The organism is Klebsiella sp. 141198 (assembly GCF_050600785.1).
In the GTDB taxonomy this organism is placed as follows: domain Bacteria; phylum Pseudomonadota; class Gammaproteobacteria; order Enterobacterales; family Enterobacteriaceae; genus Klebsiella; species Klebsiella aerogenes.
The window spans coordinates 552,758-570,781 of sequence record NZ_JAQIRM010000003.1 but is presented as its reverse complement, the minus strand read 5'-3'; the positions used below and the strand labels follow the sequence as shown (position 1 = coordinate 570,781).

Annotated in this window: 16 protein-coding genes; 5 read left to right on the top strand and 11 right to left on the bottom strand. The window is 56.2% G+C overall.

Annotation, left to right across the window (positions count from 1 at the left end; translation table 11 throughout):
- Positions 1-130 precede the first annotated feature (130 nt).
- The 8 genes from PGR10_RS12640 to syd all read right to left on the bottom strand — a co-directional run bounded on the left by PGR10_RS12640 (position 131) and on the right by syd (position 8,611).
- A complete protein-coding gene (locus PGR10_RS12640) occupies positions 131-1,270 on the bottom strand; it encodes a glycerate kinase (protein ID WP_316424795.1) in 1,140 nt (379 codons plus the stop codon).
- Positions 1,271-1,336: 66 nt separating this feature from the next.
- Positions 1,337-2,677: a glucarate dehydratase gene (gene gudD / locus PGR10_RS12635; protein WP_087858598.1), complete on the bottom strand. Its 1,341-nt coding sequence runs from the start codon at positions 2,675-2,677 to the stop codon at positions 1,337-1,339.
- Between the two features lie 17 nt (positions 2,678-2,694).
- Entirely contained in the window at positions 2,695-4,035 is a 1,341-nt protein-coding gene (locus PGR10_RS12630) for an enolase C-terminal domain-like protein (protein ID WP_087858599.1), read from the bottom strand.
- A 2-nt stretch (positions 4,036-4,037) separates the two neighbouring features.
- Positions 4,038-5,390: an MFS transporter gene (locus PGR10_RS12625; RefSeq protein WP_087858600.1), complete on the bottom strand. Its 1,353-nt coding sequence runs from the start codon at positions 5,388-5,390 to the stop codon at positions 4,038-4,040.
- Positions 5,391-5,862: 472 nt separating this feature from the next.
- Positions 5,863-6,306 (bottom strand): flavodoxin, encoded by a 444-nt coding sequence (locus tag PGR10_RS12620; RefSeq protein ID WP_430923565.1) that lies wholly within the window; start codon positions 6,304-6,306, stop codon positions 5,863-5,865.
- Positions 6,307-6,311: 5 nt separating this feature from the next.
- Positions 6,312-7,106 (bottom strand): tRNA pseudouridine(65) synthase TruC, encoded by a 795-nt coding sequence (gene truC, locus PGR10_RS12615; protein WP_015703313.1) that lies wholly within the window; start codon positions 7,104-7,106, stop codon positions 6,312-6,314.
- Positions 7,106-7,435, bottom strand: a complete 330-nt coding sequence (locus tag PGR10_RS12610) for a YqcC family protein (RefSeq protein ID WP_113372950.1) — start codon at positions 7,433-7,435, stop codon at positions 7,106-7,108. The genes truC and PGR10_RS12610 overlap by 1 nt, the downstream gene beginning before the upstream one ends.
- 630 nt (positions 7,436-8,065) lie before the next feature.
- Positions 8,066-8,611 carry a SecY-interacting protein gene (gene syd / locus PGR10_RS12605; protein WP_032712431.1) on the bottom strand — a complete coding sequence of 182 codons (546 nt, stop codon included), beginning with the start codon at positions 8,609-8,611 and terminating at the stop codon, positions 8,066-8,068.
- 68 nt (positions 8,612-8,679) lie between these two features.
- Here syd and queF point away from each other — a divergent pair, with 68 nt between their 5' ends.
- From queF to xni, 5 genes are all read left to right on the top strand, one after another.
- On the top strand, positions 8,680-9,525 hold the full coding sequence (queF, locus tag PGR10_RS12600) for an NADPH-dependent 7-cyano-7-deazaguanine reductase QueF (RefSeq protein ID WP_087858602.1): 846 nt from the start codon (positions 8,680-8,682) through the stop codon (positions 9,523-9,525).
- Between the two features lie 112 nt (positions 9,526-9,637).
- Positions 9,638-11,005 (top strand): nucleotide 5'-monophosphate nucleosidase PpnN, encoded by a 1,368-nt coding sequence (gene ppnN, locus PGR10_RS12595; RefSeq protein WP_430923564.1) that lies wholly within the window; start codon positions 9,638-9,640, stop codon positions 11,003-11,005.
- Positions 11,006-11,498: 493 nt separating this feature from the next.
- Positions 11,499-12,788 (top strand): HAAAP family serine/threonine permease, encoded by a 1,290-nt coding sequence (locus PGR10_RS12590; protein ID WP_087858603.1) that lies wholly within the window; start codon positions 11,499-11,501, stop codon positions 12,786-12,788.
- Positions 12,789-12,854: 66 nt separating this feature from the next.
- On the top strand, positions 12,855-14,222 hold the full coding sequence (locus PGR10_RS12585; RefSeq protein ID WP_213793485.1) for an L-serine ammonia-lyase: 1,368 nt from the start codon (positions 12,855-12,857) through the stop codon (positions 14,220-14,222).
- 152 nt (positions 14,223-14,374) lie between these two features.
- Complete coding sequence (xni, locus tag PGR10_RS12580; protein WP_430923563.1) at positions 14,375-15,133, top strand: flap endonuclease Xni; 759 nt, start codon at positions 14,375-14,377, stop codon at positions 15,131-15,133.
- A 43-nt stretch (positions 15,134-15,176) separates the two neighbouring features.
- On the opposite strand, the gene rlmM is transcribed toward xni, so the two are convergent.
- From rlmM to gcvA, 3 genes are read right to left on the bottom strand one after another with little or no spacing between them, the layout of a single operon-like run.
- Positions 15,177-16,277: a 23S rRNA (cytidine(2498)-2'-O)-methyltransferase RlmM gene (rlmM, locus tag PGR10_RS12575; RefSeq protein ID WP_015369947.1), complete on the bottom strand. Its 1,101-nt coding sequence runs from the start codon at positions 16,275-16,277 to the stop codon at positions 15,177-15,179.
- Positions 16,270-16,665 (bottom strand): DUF423 domain-containing protein, encoded by a 396-nt coding sequence (locus PGR10_RS12570; RefSeq protein WP_015369946.1) that lies wholly within the window; start codon positions 16,663-16,665, stop codon positions 16,270-16,272. The genes rlmM and PGR10_RS12570 overlap by 8 nt, the downstream gene beginning before the upstream one ends.
- Positions 16,666-16,708: 43 nt before the next feature.
- Positions 16,709-17,626 carry a glycine cleavage system transcriptional regulator GcvA gene (gene gcvA / locus PGR10_RS12565; RefSeq protein ID WP_015369945.1) on the bottom strand — a complete coding sequence of 306 codons (918 nt, stop codon included), beginning with the start codon at positions 17,624-17,626 and terminating at the stop codon, positions 16,709-16,711.
- Positions 17,627-18,024 lie beyond the last annotated feature (398 nt).

Genomic DNA, 18,024 nt, shown 5'->3' with positions numbered 1-18,024 from the left:
TCCGGATCACGGCGCCACGGTCCGGTACTTGGTTGGTAGCCCCGGTAAGCGTAAGCGCCGCCGGGGAGGGTTCCCGGATCGCTGCGCTACGCGCCTTATCCGGGCTACAAATACCACTGCGCCGGCCGGGTTACCGCCTACCGCCCATCTGCAATACCGCGGCCACGTTACGTGCCGTCATCCGCACGTTGGCGGCGGCGTTCGCCAGCGCCTCTTCCAGGGTACAGACGGTATACAACACGCTAAAGACCGCATCCAAACCATGCTGATGCACGACGCCAACATCGGCGGTCAGGCTGCCGGCAATCCCAATCACCGGCACGTTGAAGCGTTTCGCGACCTTCGCCACCCCCACCGGTACCTTGCCGTGAATGGTCTGGCTATCGATACGCCCTTCACCGGTAATCACCAAATCGGCATCAGCCACTAGCTCTGCCAACCCCAGCGCGTCGGTCACAATCTCAATTCCCGGGCGCAGGTTGGCGCCGCAAAACGCATACAACGCCGCCCCCATACCTCCCGCTGCGCCGCCCCCTTCCAGGCTCAGCACGTCGATATCCAAATCGCGGGCGATAGTCTGCGCAAAGTGTTGCAGGCCGTGGTCAAGACGCTCAATCATCGCCGCCGTCGCCCCTTTTTGCGGGCCAAACACCGCGCTTGCCCCCTGCGGGCCGGTTAACGGGTTGGTGACGTCGCAGGCGACATCAATCCGGCAATCCGCCAATCTCGGATCCAACTCGCTAAGATCGATCCGCGCCAGCGTCTCCAGAGCGCCGCCGCCAGGCGCAATTTGCTGTTGCCCAGCGGTCAACAATTTCGCCCCCAGCGCCTGTGCCATACCGGCGCCGCCGTCATTGGTCGCGCTACCGCCGATACCAATAATAATCTGCGAAACCCCTGCATCCAACGCGTGACGAATCAGCTCGCCGGTTCCCCAGGAGGTGGTCAGTAGCGGATTACGTCGCGTGGGTGGCACGCTTTCCAGTCCGCTGGCCGCCGCCATTTCGATATAGGCGCAGCGCATATCGCCGGACAGGCCATAAAAGGCTTCGACCGGTTCGCCAAGCGGCCCGGTAACGCTGACCTGTACGATATGCCCTTGCGTCGCGGCAACCATCGCCTCAACGGTACCCTCGCCGCCGTCGGCAACCGGGACTTTAACGTACTCCGCATGGGGATAAATCTCGCGAAACCCCGTTTCTATCGCGGTAGCGACATCCAGCGCACTCAGGCTCTCTTTGTAAGAATCCGGCGCGATCACTATCTTCATAAGTGTCCTTAATATGAATAACCCCGGCGACCGGCAGTTGCCGACCCCAACAGGGTCGGCGTTATCTTAGCGAACCATGCAAGGACGTTTGTTATCAAAGGTCCAGTTCGGGATTAAATATTGCATCGCCATGGCGTCATCACGAGCGCCCAGGCCATGTTTCTTATATAGCTCATTAGCCTGCATCACGCGGTCCATATCCAGCTCAACCCCCAAACCTGGCGCCGTCGGCACTTGCACCATACCGCCTTTGATTTCAAACGGTTGTTTGGTCAGACGCTGGTTGCCCTCCTGCCAGATCCAGTGGGTATCGATAGCGGTAATTTTACCCGGCGCCGCCGCAGCCACATGGGTAAACATCGCCAACGACACGTCAAAGTGGTTATTGGAGTGCGAACCCCAGGTCAGGCCAAATTCATGACACATTTGCGCCACGCGCACCGAGCCCTGCATGGTCCAGAAGTGCGGATCCGCCAGCGGAATATCCACCGATTGTAACGACAGCGTATGGCCCATCTGCCGCCAGTCGGTGGCGATCATGTTGGTCGCGGTCGGCAGCCCGGTCGCCCGACGGAATTCGGCCATCACTTCGCGGCCGGAGAAGCCTTGTTCAGCGCCGCAAGGATCTTCCGCATAGGCCAGCACGCCTTTCAGCTGTTTACCTATCTGGATGGCTTCATCAAGCAACCAGGCGCCGTTCGGGTCGAGGGTCACGCGCGCATCAGGGAAACGCTTCGCCAGCGCGCTAATCGCTTCGGCTTCTTCAAAACCGGCCAACACCCCGCCCTTCAGTTTAAAATCATTGAAGCCATATTTTTCGTAAGCGGCTTCCGCCAGACGAACCACCGCCTCCGGCGTCATCGCCTCTTCATGACGAATACGGTACCAGTCGCACTGTTCATCCGGCTGGCTTTGATAATCCAGCGGTGTCGCGTGGCGGTTACCGACAAAGAACAGGTAGCCCAGCATTTCGACTTCGCTCCGCTGCTGGCCGTCGCCAAGCAGAGAAGCAACGTTCACGCCCAGATGCTGGCCCAGCAGATCCAGCAGCGCCGCTTCAATCCCGGTCACCACGTGAATGGTGGTGCGCAGATCGAAAGTTTGCAGGCCGCGGCCGCCGGCATCACGGTCGGCAAACTGGTTACGCACGGCGTTCAGCACATTTTTGTACTCGCCCAGCGTCTTACCTACCACCAGCGGCGCGGCATCTTCCAGGGTCTGGCGGATCTTTTCGCCGCCGGGGATTTCGCCAACGCCGGTATGCCCGGAGTTATCTTTGATGATAACGATATTACGGGTGAAGTACGGCGCGTGCGCGCCGCTGAGGTTCATCAGCATGCTGTCATGCCCGGCAACCGGGATTACCTGCATGGCAGTCACAATTGGCGTTGAAGATGATGTAGTCATAGCGTAATCCTTTTTAATTAATGACGGCCGAAAACGGGGCGTTTACGGTCGAATGTCCAACCGGGAATCAGGTACTGCATCGGGCCTGCATCGTTACGCGCGCCGCCTGGCAGCGCCTTATAGGCCTCATGAGCTTTATGCACCTGTTCCCAGTCCAGCTCCACGCCGAGTCCCGGCGCGTCTGGCACGGCGATTTTGCCGTTGATAATCTGCAGCGGATTTTGCGTCAGACGCGAATCGCCCTCCTGCCAAATCCAATGGGTATCGATAGCGGTCGGATTGCCCGGCGCCGCGGCGCCGACGTGGGTAAACATCGCCAGCGAGATATCAAAGTGGTTGTTCGAATGACAGCCCCAGGTCAGCCCCCAGTCATCGCACAGCTGCGCCACCCGCACCGCGCCCGAGAGCGTCCAGAAGTGCGGGTCCGCCAGCGGAATATCGACGGCGTTGAGCATGACCGCATGCCCCATCTCGCGCCAGTTGGTGGCTATCATGTTGGTCGCCACCGGCAGCCCGGTGGCGCGACGGAATTCGGCCATCACTTCCCGTCCGGAAAAGCCCTGTTCCGCTCCGCACGGATCTTCGGCATAGGTCAGGACATCCTGCAGACCTTTACACAGCGTAATCGCTTCATCCAGCAGCCAGGCGCCGTTCGGATCGACGGTAATGCGGGCGTCAGGGAAGCGTTTTTTCAGCGCGCGGGCGGTATCAATCTCCTGCTCGCCAGGTAACACGCCGCCTTTTAGCTTAAAGTCTTTAAAACCGTAGCGATCCTGCGCCGCCTCCGCCAGTCGCACCACCGCGTCGCTATTCAGCGCCTGCTGGTGACGAAGACGGTACCATTCGTGGTCGCCCGGCGTCCGCGCAAGATAGCCCAGATCGGTTTTTTCGCGGTCACCGATATAGAACAGGTAGCCCAGCACGGTCACCGCATCACGCTGTTTGCCCGGCCCCAATAGTTCGCAGACCGGGACATTCAACACCTTGCCAAGCAGGTCGAGCAGCGCGGCTTCCAGCGCCGCCACCGCATTGACTTTCAATTCGAAGGTCCATGCCCCTTTGCCGAAGGTGTCGAAATCCGCCGCCTGATTGCCTTTATGTACCTGCTGTACGACGCGGTTGAGGCGAGCGACCTCCTGTCCAACCACCTGGGGAATGGCATCGACCAACGTCTGGTAGATGACTTCGCCGCCGGGCGCTTCGCCGACGCCGGTATGCCCGGCGTTATCGGTTAACACCACTATGTTGCGGGTAAACCAGGCGTTATGCGCGCCGCCGATGTTCATCAGCATGCTGTCGTGCCCGGCGACAGGAATCACCTTCATTTCGGTAACGATTGGGCTGGATTGGGTATTCATGATTAACGCCCCGCAACCGGTTTAAGTTCGATACGTTTGATATCGCCAACCAGCACCAGGTAGCTGAGTACCGCCACCAGAGCGTGGATACCGACGTAAATCAGCGCGCCGTTGAAAGAGCCGGTGGTGCCGACGATATAGCCGATAGCGATAGGGGTGACGATGCCGGAAATATTGCCGAACATGTTGAACAGACCGCCTGAGAGGCCGCTAATCTCTTTCGGCGCGGTGTCCGCCATTACCGCCCAACCCAGCGCGCCAATGCCTTTACCGAAGAAGGCCATCGCCATAAAGCCGATGATCATCCATTCCACGTTGACGTAGTTACACATCAGCATGGTCATGGACAACAGCATACCCAGTACGATCGGCGTTTTACGCGCGATATTCAGCGAGCCGGTACGGCGCATCAACCAGTCGGAAATAATCCCGCCCAACACGCCGCCGACAAAGCCGCACACCGCCGGGATTGAGGCGACAAAGCCCGCTTTGAGGATCGACATGCCGCGCGCCTGCACCAGATAAACCGGGAACCAGGTGATAAAGAAGTAGGTTAACGCGTTGATGCAGTACTGGCCGATATAGATCCCGACCATCATTCGCGAGCCGATCAGTTGCTTGATTTGGCCCATTTTGACGTTAAAGGGCACCTTCTGCGCACTGCTCTTTTGATCCATATTGATCAACGCGCCGCCTTCGGCGATGTAGTCCAGCTCTTTCTGGTTAACGCCTGGGTGGTTATTGGGATCGTGGATCACTTTCAGCCACACGAAGCTAATGACAATACCCAATCCGCCCATAAAGAAGAAGACGTGCGACCAACCCACTTCATGGGTCAACCAACCCATAATCGGCGCGAAAATAACGGTGGCAAAATACTGCGCGGAGTTAAAAATCGATACCGCCGTCCCTCTCTCCTGCGCCGGGAACCAGGCGGCCACAATTCGGCTATTGCCAGGGAACGAGGGCGATTCGGCAAGGCCGACGAGGAAGCGCAGGGTAAACAGCGCGATGATAATGCCAAAACCGCTAAAGATATCGACGAAGCCCTGCAGCAGGGTAAATACGGACCAGATAAAGATGGACCAGAAATAGACGCGTTTAGAACCAAAGCGGTCAAGCAGCCAGCCGCCTGGGATCTGTCCGATCACATAGGCCCATGAAAACGCGGAGAAAACATAACCCATGCCAACAGGATCGAGGCCGATATCCCTGGCCATTTCAGAACCGGCAATCGACAACGTCGCGCGGTCGCCATAGTTAAAGGATGTGACGATAAACAGCATCACCACTATCCAATAGCGAGCATTGGTGCGCTTTTCAGCGGCGCTCGCAGCCTGACTTAATGAACTCATTGTTGTACTCCTGAATCATAGCGTTTAGCTACGTTCATTCTGAACAGCACAACCTGTAGGGTAATCAGAATGACGTGTTAGTGTTTTTTTCGTTATATCTGGCGTACTGCTTTTGTCACTGGCAGGAAAAGTATAAAAAGAGGCGTCGGCGGGCTCACCGTGCATATACACAGCTTTAGCGGGTGATACTGCGTTAGTTTGTGGCGTATGCCTAAGGTTGTGGGGAGTAGTTCACGGAAATGGAAAACCGTCGCCCGCTGATGGGTCGATGAACGACATTACCTTCAGAGTGTGAATCGGCTCTCTTGACGCCGGGGAAACGCAAAGAAAAAAGCCATAACGATGAAGTGGTTATCAGGCAGATGCCCGAAGCCGGGCGCGATGGAGAACGTTAAGATAACCCTGACCGTTTATCCGGCCACTGGCGGCTTAAGCGCGCCCTCTACGTAGGGAGAGGGCGTACTTAACATGATTACTCGAGCAGTTTAGCCCACGCTTCTACCCAAGAGTTGGAAACGCTTTCTGGTTCCGGGTCTTCGCTGGCGTCGATGGTGAGCATCTCGCCAATTCGACGCGCGCCCTGCTCCTGCAGCAGCGCATCAAAGGTTTTACCGCCGCCGCAGAAGTTAGCGTAGGTGCTATCGCCAAGCGCGATAATGCCGTAGCGCAGATGCGGCTGATACATATCTTTAATGCCTTCATACAGCGGAACGATGCTGTCCGGCAGATCGCCCTGCCCGGTGGTCGAGGTCACGACCAGCACGTATTTGCCGGTATAGGATTCCCAGTCTTTCACTTCCGGGTCCTCAAATACCGTCGCTTTATGCCCCAGCCCGCTCAGAATGGCTTCCGCCTCCTCGGCGACCAACAGCGAGTTTCCATACATCGTGCCGACAAAAATTCCGACTTCTGCCATAGTGATTATCTCCCTGGATTATCCGCGATACTCTCATCCTGACCGCTGTCGTCGGCAAACTCAACCCTTTCATTTAACGGGAGAAGCCCGCGCCAGCCAAACTGCGACAGCGCGCGCATCCAGACATCATCCAGACCCGCGCGAATCGTCAGCGGCTCGCCGGTAAACGGATGCGTTAATGACAGCTGACTGGCATGCAGCATCAGGCGATTACAGCCGAAATGTTCAGCGGCGCTGCGGTTTTGCCGTAGATCGCCATGTTTGCTGTCGCCGAGGATCGGATGGCGCAGATGGGCCAAATGGCGACGCAGCTGATGCTTACGCCCGGTTTTCGGCTCCAGCTCCACCAGCCCGTAGCGGGTGGTCGGGTAACGGCCGGTGGCGACCGGCATTTCTACCGTCGCCAGCCCGCGATAGTGGGTCACCGCCGGCTGCGGGCCTTTATCTTCACGAGCGAATTTATCGGCGATTTTGTCCAGCTCTTCTACAAGCGGATAATCCAGTACCGCCTCTTCAGTCAACCAGCCGCGAACGATGGCGTGATAGCGTTTTTGCATCTGGTGTTGTTCAAACTGCTGCGCCAGCAGCCTGCCCGCCTCGCTCGATAATCCCATCAGCAGCACGCCGGAAGTCGGCCGGTCCAGACGATGAGCGGTGAAGACGTGCTGGCCGATTTGATCGCGCACGGTCTGCATCACCACCACTTTCTCATCGCGATCCAGCCAGCTGCGGTGCACCAGCCAGCCGGAAGGCTTATTCACCGCCACCAGCCACTGGTCCTGATAAATAATCTCCAGCATCAGGCGTTTTCGTCCGCGAATAATGCATCCAGCAGCAGTAGTTCAGCCACGATAGCTTCGCGCGCCGGATGAGCTTTATCCAGCGCCATCTCGTAGTAGGGCGCGACGGCAAAGTTCTGCGGCAGCGGCATACCGCTGGCAATCAGTTGATGCATACGCGGGATAAGCACCCACTGTAGCCATTCCAGCGGCTCGAGCGTGTCCAGGCAAAACGGCTGCTCGCTGGCGAAAGCGCTGCTATCCGGCGCCTGTTCCTGCCAGTGGTTTGTTTCGCGCAGCAGCGCTTCAATGGCGTGCAGGCGATCGCGCACGCTAGCGTGAAGGGTCATGGGGAAACCTCGATGAATTGTAAACCGGGCGCAGGATAGCAAATCCGCGAGAGAAATAAAAAAAGGGAGCACTGTATAAACAGTGCTCCCGGTTCGTTTTGCAGCATTCCAGCTACATTGGTGCTCCCTGCTCGTCCTTGAAAACTTTTCCTGAGGTCTCCTGACCAAGTTCATCCATAAACTAGCGCATCCTGCTTTCACACCACCCCGATGTGAAATAACTTATCCCTAAGTGTGTCCAGATCTTCCTGATCCACCGTTCATCCTGAGCGGCTCTCGTTCTCCATCCTGGAGGTGTCCTTTACGCGTTCCTGCGTTATCCTTGCCTCATCCTGAAGCCTGTCCTTGCAACGCCATCCTGGCGGGTCCTGTAGAAGAGCCATCATCCTGATGTTCTCTTCATTTGCGACTTCCTGTCGACGTACATAGGATCACTGATTCCGCCTCTTCTTACAAGACTTACTACGACAATCTCTTAAGATTAGTGGCCAAACTAAAAGACCACATAATTACCAAATCATTTTATAACAATAAGTTAGATGTAATCACTACGTAAAAAATTGCTGAAAATGATGACGATCTCTTACAGGTCTTGTAAGAGATCTCTCACAAACCACCAGGGTAAATGGATTACAGAAGGGGCTCAAGCTGATTCAGGAAACTCGCAAGCGAGTGAGAAAGGGTCTCTCTTTTTCGGGTTCCGAGCGTCTCTTTAATGACTTCGCCGCTCAGGTTGCAGACCGAAATAACCTCCAGTTCGCTATCCAGCGTGGCGATAAACAGCGTCGGCGATAGCTTGAGGCGTTTTTGCACCACCAGGTGACCAATAAGGTTTTCCTGCACTCGCTGGAAATCATCCGGGCTCCAGGCCTGCAGCAAAGTAAGGTTCTGTGCCGCGAAGCGGGCGTGCATATCGCCAGCGAACTGAGTGGTATAATAACTATGAATTGGCTGTTGTACCACAATCTCCAGCGCTCGTTCAACTCCATCGAGATGGTGTTCTAACGTAAACGGCTGCGGCTGCCAGAAAACGGCATCGTCTTCACTGGCGCTAATACAGGGAGATGGGATGCCATAAAGGTCTTCGCTGCGCGGCAGGCTGGCATAACGCTGCTGCCAGGCATCGCAGTAACGTTGGGTAAATGATTGCAGCGCTTCTATGGTCTGATGATCCACCGGTTTCTCTCTTCACGTTAGACAGGATACACTTGGCATATAGTGTACCCGCTTTACTATGGTGAAACATGTCTTCTTACGATAATCATCAGGCGCTGGCCGGCCTGACGCTCGGTAAATCAACGGATTACCGCGATACCTATGACGCTTCGTTGCTGCAGGGCGTGCCGCGCAGCCTGAACCGCGACCCGCTCGGCCTGCACGCTGATAATCTACCGTTCCACGGCGCCGATATCTGGACGCTGTACGAGCTGTCGTGGCTGAACGCCAAAGGCCTGCCGCAGGTCGCCGTCGGCTACGTGGAGCTGAGCGATACCACCGTCAATCTGGTGGAATCGAAAAGCTTCAAACTGTACCTGAACAGCTTCAACCAGACCCGCTTCGCCGACTGGGAGGAAGTCCAGGCGACGTTGACCCGCGATCTCAGCGCCTGCGCCCAGGGCGAGGTCAAGGTTTCGCTGTACCGACTCGATGAGCTGGAAGGGCAACCGGTCGCCCATCTGCATGGCGCCTGCATCGACGATCAGGATATCGAGATTGATAACTATCAGTTCAGCGCCGACTACCTGCAGGATGCTGCCAGCGGCAAAGTCGTCGAAGAGACGCTGGTCAGCCATCTGCTGAAATCGAATTGTCTGATCACCCACCAGCCGGACTGGGGCTCGGTACAGATTCAGTATCGCGGGCCGAAAATCGATCGCGAAAAACTGCTGCGCTATCTGGTGTCGTTCCGCCACCACAATGAATTCCACGAACAGTGCGTCGAACGCATCTTTAATGATGTGCTGCGTTTCTGCCGCCCGGAATCGCTTTCCGTGTACGCTCGCTACACCCGCCGCGGCGGCCTGGATATCAATCCGTGGCGCAGCAACGGTGAATTCGTGCCGGCAACCGGCCGTCTGGCGCGGCAATAAGCGAAATTTTTCACACTTTGCGTGCGTTAACGCGTACGCAAGGTTGTGGAAAGACTACGGCCAGGGCTATTGTAATCACAGGAAGACGATAATCGTCCTGTAAGGAGTTCACTTGATTACACACGTTAGCCCGCTTGGTTCAATGGATATGCTGTCACAGCTGGAAGTGGATATGCTTAAACGCACCGCCAGTAGTGACCTGTATCAACTCTTTCGCAACTGCTCGCTTGCTGTGCTCAACTCGGGGAGCCTGACCGATAACAGCAAGGAGCTACTGTCTCGTTTTGAAAACTTCGATATTAACGTGCTGCGCCGCGAACGCGGCGTGAAGCTGGAACTGATCAACCCGCCGGAAGACGCTTTCGTCGATGGCCGTATTATCCGTTCCCTGCAGGCCAACCTGTTTGCCGTGCTGCGCGATATCCTGTTCGTCTACGGGCAGATCCACAACACCGTCCGCTTCCCGAACCTCGATCTCGAAAGCTCAATTCACATCACCAACCTGGTGTTCTCTATTCTGCGCAACGCCCGCGCGCTGCACGTCGGCGAAGCGCCGAATATGATTGTCTGCTGGGGCGGCCACTCTATTAATGAAAATGAGTACCTGTACGCGCGCCGCGTCGGTACCCAGCTTGGCCTGCGCGAACTGAACATCTGCACCGGCTGCGGGCCAGGCGCCATGGAAGCGCCAATGAAAGGCGCCGCCGTCGGCCACGCCCAGCAGCGCTATAAAGACAGCCGCTTTATCGGCATGACCGAACCTTCCATTATCGCCGCTGAGCCGCCAAACCCGCTGGTCAACGAACTGATCATCATGCCGGATATCGAAAAGCGTCTCGAAGCGTTCGTACGCATCGCCCACGGTATTATCATCTTCCCGGGCGGCGTGGGTACTGCGGAAGAGCTGCTTTATCTGCTGGGCATCCTGATGCATCCGGATAACAAATCACAGGTGCTGCCGCTTATCCTCACCGGGCCGAAAGAGAGCGCCGACTACTTCCGCGTGCTGGACGAGTTCATCATTCATACCCTCGGCGAATCGGCTCGCCGCCACTACCGCATTATTATCGACGATGCCGCGGAAGTGGCGCGCCAGATGAAAAAAGCGATGCCATTGGTCAAAGAGAGCCGCCGCGAAACCGATGACGCCTATAGCTTCAACTGGTCGATTCGTATTTCGCCGGACCTGCAGATGCCGTTTGAGCCAACGCACGACAATATGGCTAATCTCAAACTTTATCCGGACCAACCGGTGGAAGTGCTGGCCGCCGACCTGCGTCGCGCCTTCTCCGGGATTGTCGCCGGCAACGTGAAAGAAGTCGGTATTCAGGCCATCGAGAAATATGGCCCTTACAAGCTGCATGGCGATCCAGAAATGATGCGCCGCATGGACGATCTGCTGCAGGGCTTCGTTGCCCAGCACCGCATGAAGCTTCCGGGCGGCAGCGCCTACATTCCGTGCTACGAAATCTGCTCCTGATAACGTGATACCTCTCCCGGGCGGCGGTCGATACCCTGCCCGGGTACTCCCGCCCGCAATTTCCAGTTAATTAATTTTTCTAATTAATGATTCGTAGAGTTTCCACATAGCCAATCGTTTGCGTTTCCAAAAAGAGCAATAAAATTCACCATAAAAATAACATTATGGCGAAAAAACGTCGTTTACATCACTTTTTTGCAGCAAAAACCTCGTTATTTGGTAACAGAGCTTTTATCTCATGTGCTGCAAATGATAGCCTTCGCGCCACATTTATCTGGCTGATCACCATAAACAGACTGTTGGGCTAAAAACGTTCAGATTTAAAGTGGATTATTGCATTTGGGATCCCGATCACTGATGTATTTTCCATATAAATGTATCTTGCCGCCCAATTGTTACGGAGAAAATTTCTAAAAAACCGTAAAGCAACGAATTTCATATTATTTAATCGTTTTTATTTACTAGATTTTGTTGATTCCTCCAGGAGATACAGATGGAAACCACACAAACCAGCACTATCGTTTCGGGTGAAACCCGCAGCGGATGGCGCAAAACGGATACCATGTGGATGCTGGGCCTGTACGGCACGGCGATCGGCGCGGGCGTTTTGTTCCTGCCAATCAACGCCGGCGTCGGCGGTATGATCCCACTGATTATCATGGCTATTCTGGCCTTCCCGATGACCTTCTTCGCACACCGCGGTATGACCCGCTTCGTGCTTTCCGGTAAAAACCCGGGTGAAGACATCACCGAAGTGGTTGAAGAACACTTTGGCGTGGGTGCAGGTAAGCTGATTACTCTGCTCTACTTCTTCGCAATTTATCCGATTCTGCTGGTTTACAGCGTGGCTATCACCAACACCGTCGAAAGCTTCATGGCGCACCAGCTGCACATGACGCCGCCGCCGCGCGCCATTCTGTCCCTGATCCTGATTGTCGGCATGATGACCATCGTTCGTTTCGGCGAGCAGATGATCGTTAAAGCAATGAGCATCCTGGTATTCCCGTTCGTTATCGCGCTGATGATCCTGGCGCTGTATCTGATCCCACAGTGGAACGGCGCGGCGCTGGAAACCCTGTCGCTGAGCAGCGCGACAACAACCGGTAACGGTCTGCTGATGACCCTGTGGCTGGCGATCCCGGTGATGGTCTTCTCCTTTAACCACTCGCCGATCATCTCCTCCTTCGCGGTCGCGAAGCGTGAAGAGTACGGCGAAGGCGCTGAGAAGAAATGCTCCAGCATCCTGGCGCGCGCTCACATCATGATGGTGCTGACCGTTATGTTCTTCGTCTTCAGCTGCGTACTGAGCCTGTCTCCGGCAGACCTGGCGGCGGCGAAAGAGCAGAACATCTCGATTCTGTCTTACCTGGCGAACCACTTTAACGCACCGGTTATCGCCTGGATGGCGCCGATCATCGCGATGATCGCTATCACCAAATCCTTCCTCGGCCACTATCTGGGCGCTCGTGAAGGTTTCAACGGCATGGTGATTAAGTCTCTGCGCGGCAAAGGCAAAACCATCGAAATCAACAAACTGAACAAGCTGACCGCGCTGTTTATGCTGGTCACCACCTGGATTGTGGCCACGCTGAACCCGAGCATCCTCGGCATGATTGAGACCCTGGGCGGCCCGATTATCGCGATGATCCTGTTCCTGATGCCGATGTACGCTATCCAGAAAGTTCCGGCCATGCGCAAATACAGCGGCCACATCAGCAACGTCTTCGTTGTGATTATGGGCCTGATTGCCATCTCCGCGATTTTCTACTCTCTGTTCAGCTAATTCTCTTAAGACCTCCCCTCGCGCCGCTTAACGGCGGCGCGCTTTCCGACAGTACTGGAATACATCATGATCAGCGTATTCGATATTTTCAAAATCGGCATTGGCCCATCCAGCTCCCATACCGTTGGACCGATGAAAGCGGGCAAACAATTTACTGACGACCTGATTGCGCGCGGCCTGCTGGCCGACGTCAGCAAAGTCGTCGTCGACGTTTACGGCTCCCTGTCTCTGACCGGTAAAGGCCACCATACCGATATCGCCATTATCATGGGACTGGCCGGCAATCTGCCGGATACCGTCGACATCGACGCGATCCCGGGCTTTATTCAGGACGTTAACACCCACGGCCGCCTGCTGCTGGCGAACGGCCAGCACGAAGTCGCGTTCCCTGTCGACCAGTGCATGAATTTCCATGCCGACAACCTGTCTCTGCATGAGAACGGCATGCGCATTACCGCGCTGGGCGGCGACAAGGTGCTCTACAGCCAGACCTACTACTCCATCGGCGGCGGCTTTATCGTCGATGAAGAGCACTTCGGCCTGACCACCGAAGCGCCGGTTGCCGTGCCTTATCCGTACAAAAACGCCGCCGACCTGCAGAAACACTGCAATGAAACCGGCCTGTCGCTCTCCGGCCTGATGATGCAGAACGAGCTGGCGCTGCACAGCAAAGAAGAGCTGGAACAGCACTTCGCCGCGGTGTGGGAAGTGATGAGCGCCGGTATCGAGCGCGGCATCACTACGGAAGGCGTGCTCCCGGGCAAACTGCGCGTCCCGCGCCGCGCCGCCGCGCTGCGCCGCATGCTGGTGAGCCAGGACAATACTAACAGCGACCCGATGGCGGTCGTGGACTGGATCAACATGTTCGCGCTGGCGGTAAACGAAGAGAACGCCGCCGGTGGCCGCGTTGTCACCGCGCCAACTAACGGCGCGTGCGGTATCGTTCCGGCGGTACTGGCCTACTACGACAAGTTTATCCGTAAGGTGAACGCTAACTCTCTGGCCCGCTATATGCTGGTCGCCAGCGCCATTGGTTCGCTGTACAAGATGAACGCCTCTATCTCCGGCGCCGAAGTCGGCTGCCAGGGCGAAGTCGGCGTGGCCTGCTCGATGGCGGCGGCCGGTCTGGCGGAGCTGCTGGGCGCTAGCCCGGCCCAGGTGTGCATCGCCGCGGAAATCGGTATGGAACATAACCTCGGCCTGACCTGCGACCCGGTTGCCGGCCAGGTGCAGGTACCGTGCATTGAGCGTAACGCCATCGCGGCGGTCAAAGCGGTTAACGCCGCGCGTATGGCCCTGCGCCGTACCAGCGAACCGCGCGTGTGCCTCGATAAGGTTATCGAGACGATGTATGAAACGGGCAAAGATATGAACGCCAAGTACCGCGAAACCTCTCGCGGCGGCCTGGCGATGAAAATCGTCGCCTGCGATTAACGCCTCTGGCCCGGCACGCTTCGGCATGTCGGGCCAACTCTCCTCCAGCCCTGGCTCATTCTGCGAGCCTGCTTCCCGAACTTCGCTCTACCGATAGCCTCGCCTTGCCACCGATGTTACCCTTATAGCCTGAGAACAAAGGGAGGTATCTTGTGGCTGTTCATCTGTTAATTGTCGACGCGCTCAACCTGATCCGCCGTATTCATGCGGTACAGGGTTCACCCTGCGCGGATACCTGCCTGCACGCCCTGGAACAGCTTATCGTCCACAGCCAGCCGACGCACGCCGTGGCGGTGTTCGACGATGAAGACCGCGCCCACGGCTGGCGCCATCAGCGGCTGCCGGAATATAAAGCCGGGCGCGCGCCGATGCCGGAAACGCTGGAGGCGGAAATGCCGGCGCTGCGGGCGGCCTTCGAACAGCGCGGTATCCGCTGCTGGGCGCTGGCCGGCAGCGAAGCGGACGATCTGGCGGCCACACTCGCCGTTAAAGTTGCCCAGGCCGGGCATCAGGCGACTATTGTCTCGACCGATAAAGGCTACTGTCAGCTGCTGTCGCCGACCATCCGCATCCGCGACTATTTCCAGAAACGCTGGCTGGATGCGCCGTTTATCGCCAATGAATTCGGCGTGACGCCGGAGCAACTGCCGGACTACTGGGGTCTGGCGGGGATTAGCAGTTCGAAAGTACCGGGCGTTGCCGGAATTGGGCCGAAAAGCGCGGCGCAGCTGTTAACGGCTTATCAGGATTTAGAAGGCATCTACGCGCGGCTTGCGGATGTGCCGGAGAAGTGGCGTAAGAAACTTGAAGAGCATAAAGAGATGGCGTTTACCTGCCGGGAAATCGCCCGCCTGCAAACGGATTTACAGCTCGATGGCAACCTGCAACAGCTGCGTTTGCCATCCGCGTGATCCCCGGCCGCGCTGATTCGTGGCCGGGGCTGCTGAGCGCTAATTAGCGCTCGTCGCGGCGGCCGCCGACCGCCGCCCACAGGCGACGCACGTGTACGGTCACTTCTTCACGGTCGTGATACAGCTGACGGGCCTGAATCTGCGCGTTAATACCGTGCTCATCAAGCTGCGCCTGAATATAGGCCAGGTTTTGCGACACCTCTTCATAGCGCTTTTTCATCGGCAGCTTGAGGTTAAAAATGGTCTCGCGACACCAGCCGTTCACCAGCCACTGCGCCATTAACGCCGCCACCTTCGCCGGTTTCTCAACCATGTCGCACACCATCCACGAGATGTTGTTGCGGTTCGGACGATAGCGGAAGCCATCTTCACGCAGCCAGGTCACCTGCCCGGTATCCATCAGGCTCTGCGCCATCGGGCCGTTATCGACCGAAGAGACCCACATATTGCGCTTCACCAGCTGATAGGTCCAGCCGCCCGGACAGGCGCCGAGATCCACCGCGTACATGCCATTCGCCAGACGTTCGTCCCACTCATCCGCCGGAATGAAGACGTGAAACGCCTCTTCCAGCTTCAGCGTAGAACGGCTCGGCGCATCAGAAGGAAACTTCAGGCGCGGGATCCCCATATAAAACGGCGAGTTGTTATTGCTAAAGGAGTAGCCGGTATAGCAACAGCCGGGGGCGATAAAGAACACGTGCACCACCGGACGCTTTGGCGTTTCATAGTTGGTCAGCACGCCGGCTTCACGCAGCGCCGCGCGCAGCGGCACCGTGAACTTGCGGCAGAACTTCATCAGCTCCTTGCTTTCGTTGGTATCCGCCACCTCAACGCGCAGATCGCCGCCCTTTTCCACCACGCCCTGCAGCATGCCGACGATCGGCGTGATGCGGTCTTCCGGCGGCAGGTCGCGCAGCAGTTCGCCAACGACGAACATCTGGCGCGCGAAAATCAGCGAGCTAAACGGTAGATCGCGCACCAGCTTCTCGCCATCGCCCTGCTGATAGCACTCAAAAATCACATAGCCGGAGTCGTCTTTGACCCGGGCAAAACCAAATACCTCAAGGCGGGCTGCCTTATCGGTAATTTCTGCTGCGCACTCTTTCTCAAACCCGGGGCGACAATAGAGGACAACCTTATTCATGAACAACGCCCTTACGTTTCAGACGAATTGCACCAATTAACATTAATACCCAACCGGCAAGGAAGCAGACGCCGCCAACCGGGGTAACGAACGCCCACAGGCGTAAATGCGACAGCGCCAGGCAATATAAGCTGCCGCTGAACAACACGGTTCCCAGCGCCAAAAACACGCTGCTCCAGTAAAACCAGATGCTTATCCGCCGCTGCATGGCGACAGACAGGCCTAAAATCGCCAGCGTATGAAACGCCTGATACTCAAGGCCGGTGTGGATCCAGGCCATTTCGGCCGCACCCAGCGATTTACTTAATACGTGTGCGCCAAAGGCGCCCAGAGCCACAAAGATAAAGCCGCTGATGGCGGCAAAAATCAGCATAAAACGGCTGGTCATGTTGATACCCTACAAAGTCAGTTAACGCCTGGTCATCAGGCCGTTATTGTTCGTAACGAAAGCGGAATTTTTCTTGTTCGCTCGCCGCCTTCGCTAAAATCCACTGGCGGAAAGCGGCTATTTTACCCAGTTCAGCCTGACTGTCATGACAAACAAGGTAAAACGCGTTCTTACTGACCAGAACATCATTAAACGGGCAGACCAAACGGCCTGCTTCAATTTCGGACTGGGCCATAACGTTATTGGCCAGTGCGACGCCTTGTCCATGGATTGCCGCCTGCAGCACCATCGCGCTGTGGCTGAATATCGGTCCCTGTTGCACATTGATATGATTTAGACCCAGTTGCCGGGTATAAGTTTGCCAGTCGCGGCGAGACGCATCATGTAACAGCGTATGTTGCGCCAGATCGGCAGGCGTTTTCAACGCTTTGTCACCGGTTAACAACAACGGCGAACAAACCGGCAGTAAATATTCGGCGTATAGTTTTTCAACACGCAGCCCCGGCCAGTTGCCGCGGCCATAGAAAATCGCCACGTCGACGTCGTCGGCCAGTTTGTCTTCCTGACGGTCCACCGCCTGGATCCGCACATCGATCCCCGGATAAGCTGAGTTAAAGCTTGAGAGTCGCGGCACCAGCCACTGAATGGCGAAACTGGGCAATAAACTAACAGTTAGCGCTCCTTTCGCGCTGCGCGCCTGCAGTTTACGCGTCGCTTCGGTGAGCTGCGAAAAAATCTCTTTAATATCCTGAAAATAGCTTTGCCCCTCTTCCGTTAACAGCAGCGAGCGATTGCGTCGACGAAACAGCTTCAGGCCCAGAAAGTCCTCTAGTGACTTGATTTGGTGACTTACTGCGGCCTGCGTCACAAAAAGCTCATCGGCTGCGCGAGTGAAGCTCAGATGACGTGCGGCTGCATCAAAAACACGTAATGCATTCAGAGGTGGTAATCGCTTCGACATGGTTATTCTGACTGAGATGTTAACGAGTTTTAACAAATAGGAAACAACAGTTAACCTATTAGTTTTTTTTATCTGAGCCATTATAAATTGTCCGTTGAGGTTCTACCAGCAAATACCTATAGTGGCGGCACTTCCTGAGCCGGAACGAAAAGCTTTTTTTGGAATGCGTGTTCCAACAAGCTTTTGGCTTACGGTTGTGATGTTGTGTTGTTGTGTTTGCAATTGGTCTGGGTTTGCAGACCATGGTAGCAAGGCTACCTTTTCACTTCCTGTACATTTACCCTGTCTGTCCATAGTGATTTAATGTAGCACCGCAATGCGCGGTGCTTTTTTTTGCCGAAAAATCACCGTTCTCCCCGCCTCCTCGCTATCACCAGCCTTGCCCTAATGGGGAATTT

Bases quoted from the DNA above. Each gene is read 5' to 3' on its own strand.
- truC (WP_015703313.1), bottom strand. From the start codon at position 7,106: ATGCTGGAGATTATTTATCAGGACCAGTGGCTGGTGGCGGTGAATAAG.
- PGR10_RS12640 (WP_316424795.1), bottom strand. From the start codon at position 1,270: ATGAAGATAGTGATCGCGCCGGATTCTTACAAAGAGAGCCTGAGTGCG.
- PGR10_RS12570 (WP_015369946.1), bottom strand. From the start codon at position 16,665: ATGACCAGCCGTTTTATGCTGATTTTTGCCGCCATCAGCGGCTTTATC.
- gcvA (WP_015369945.1), bottom strand. From the start codon at position 17,626: ATGTCGAAGCGATTACCACCTCTGAATGCATTACGTGTTTTTGATGCA.
- rlmM (WP_015369947.1), bottom strand. From the start codon at position 16,277: ATGAATAAGGTTGTCCTCTATTGTCGCCCCGGGTTTGAGAAAGAGTGC.
- PGR10_RS12630 (WP_087858599.1), bottom strand. From the start codon at position 4,035: ATGAATACCCAATCCAGCCCAATCGTTACCGAAATGAAGGTGATTCCT.
- PGR10_RS12620 (WP_430923565.1), bottom strand. From the start codon at position 6,306: ATGGCAGAAGTCGGAATTTTTGTCGGCACGATGTATGGAAACTCGCTG.
- PGR10_RS12590 (WP_087858603.1), top strand. From the start codon at position 11,499: ATGGAAACCACACAAACCAGCACTATCGTTTCGGGTGAAACCCGCAGC.
- PGR10_RS12610 (WP_113372950.1), bottom strand. From the start codon at position 7,435: ATGACCCTTCACGCTAGCGTGCGCGATCGCCTGCACGCCATTGAAGCG.
- gudD (WP_087858598.1), bottom strand. From the start codon at position 2,677: ATGACTACATCATCTTCAACGCCAATTGTGACTGCCATGCAGGTAATC.
- PGR10_RS12585 (WP_213793485.1), top strand. From the start codon at position 12,855: ATGATCAGCGTATTCGATATTTTCAAAATCGGCATTGGCCCATCCAGC.
- PGR10_RS12625 (WP_087858600.1), bottom strand. From the start codon at position 5,390: ATGAGTTCATTAAGTCAGGCTGCGAGCGCCGCTGAAAAGCGCACCAAT.
- queF (WP_087858602.1), top strand. From the start codon at position 8,680: ATGTCTTCTTACGATAATCATCAGGCGCTGGCCGGCCTGACGCTCGGT.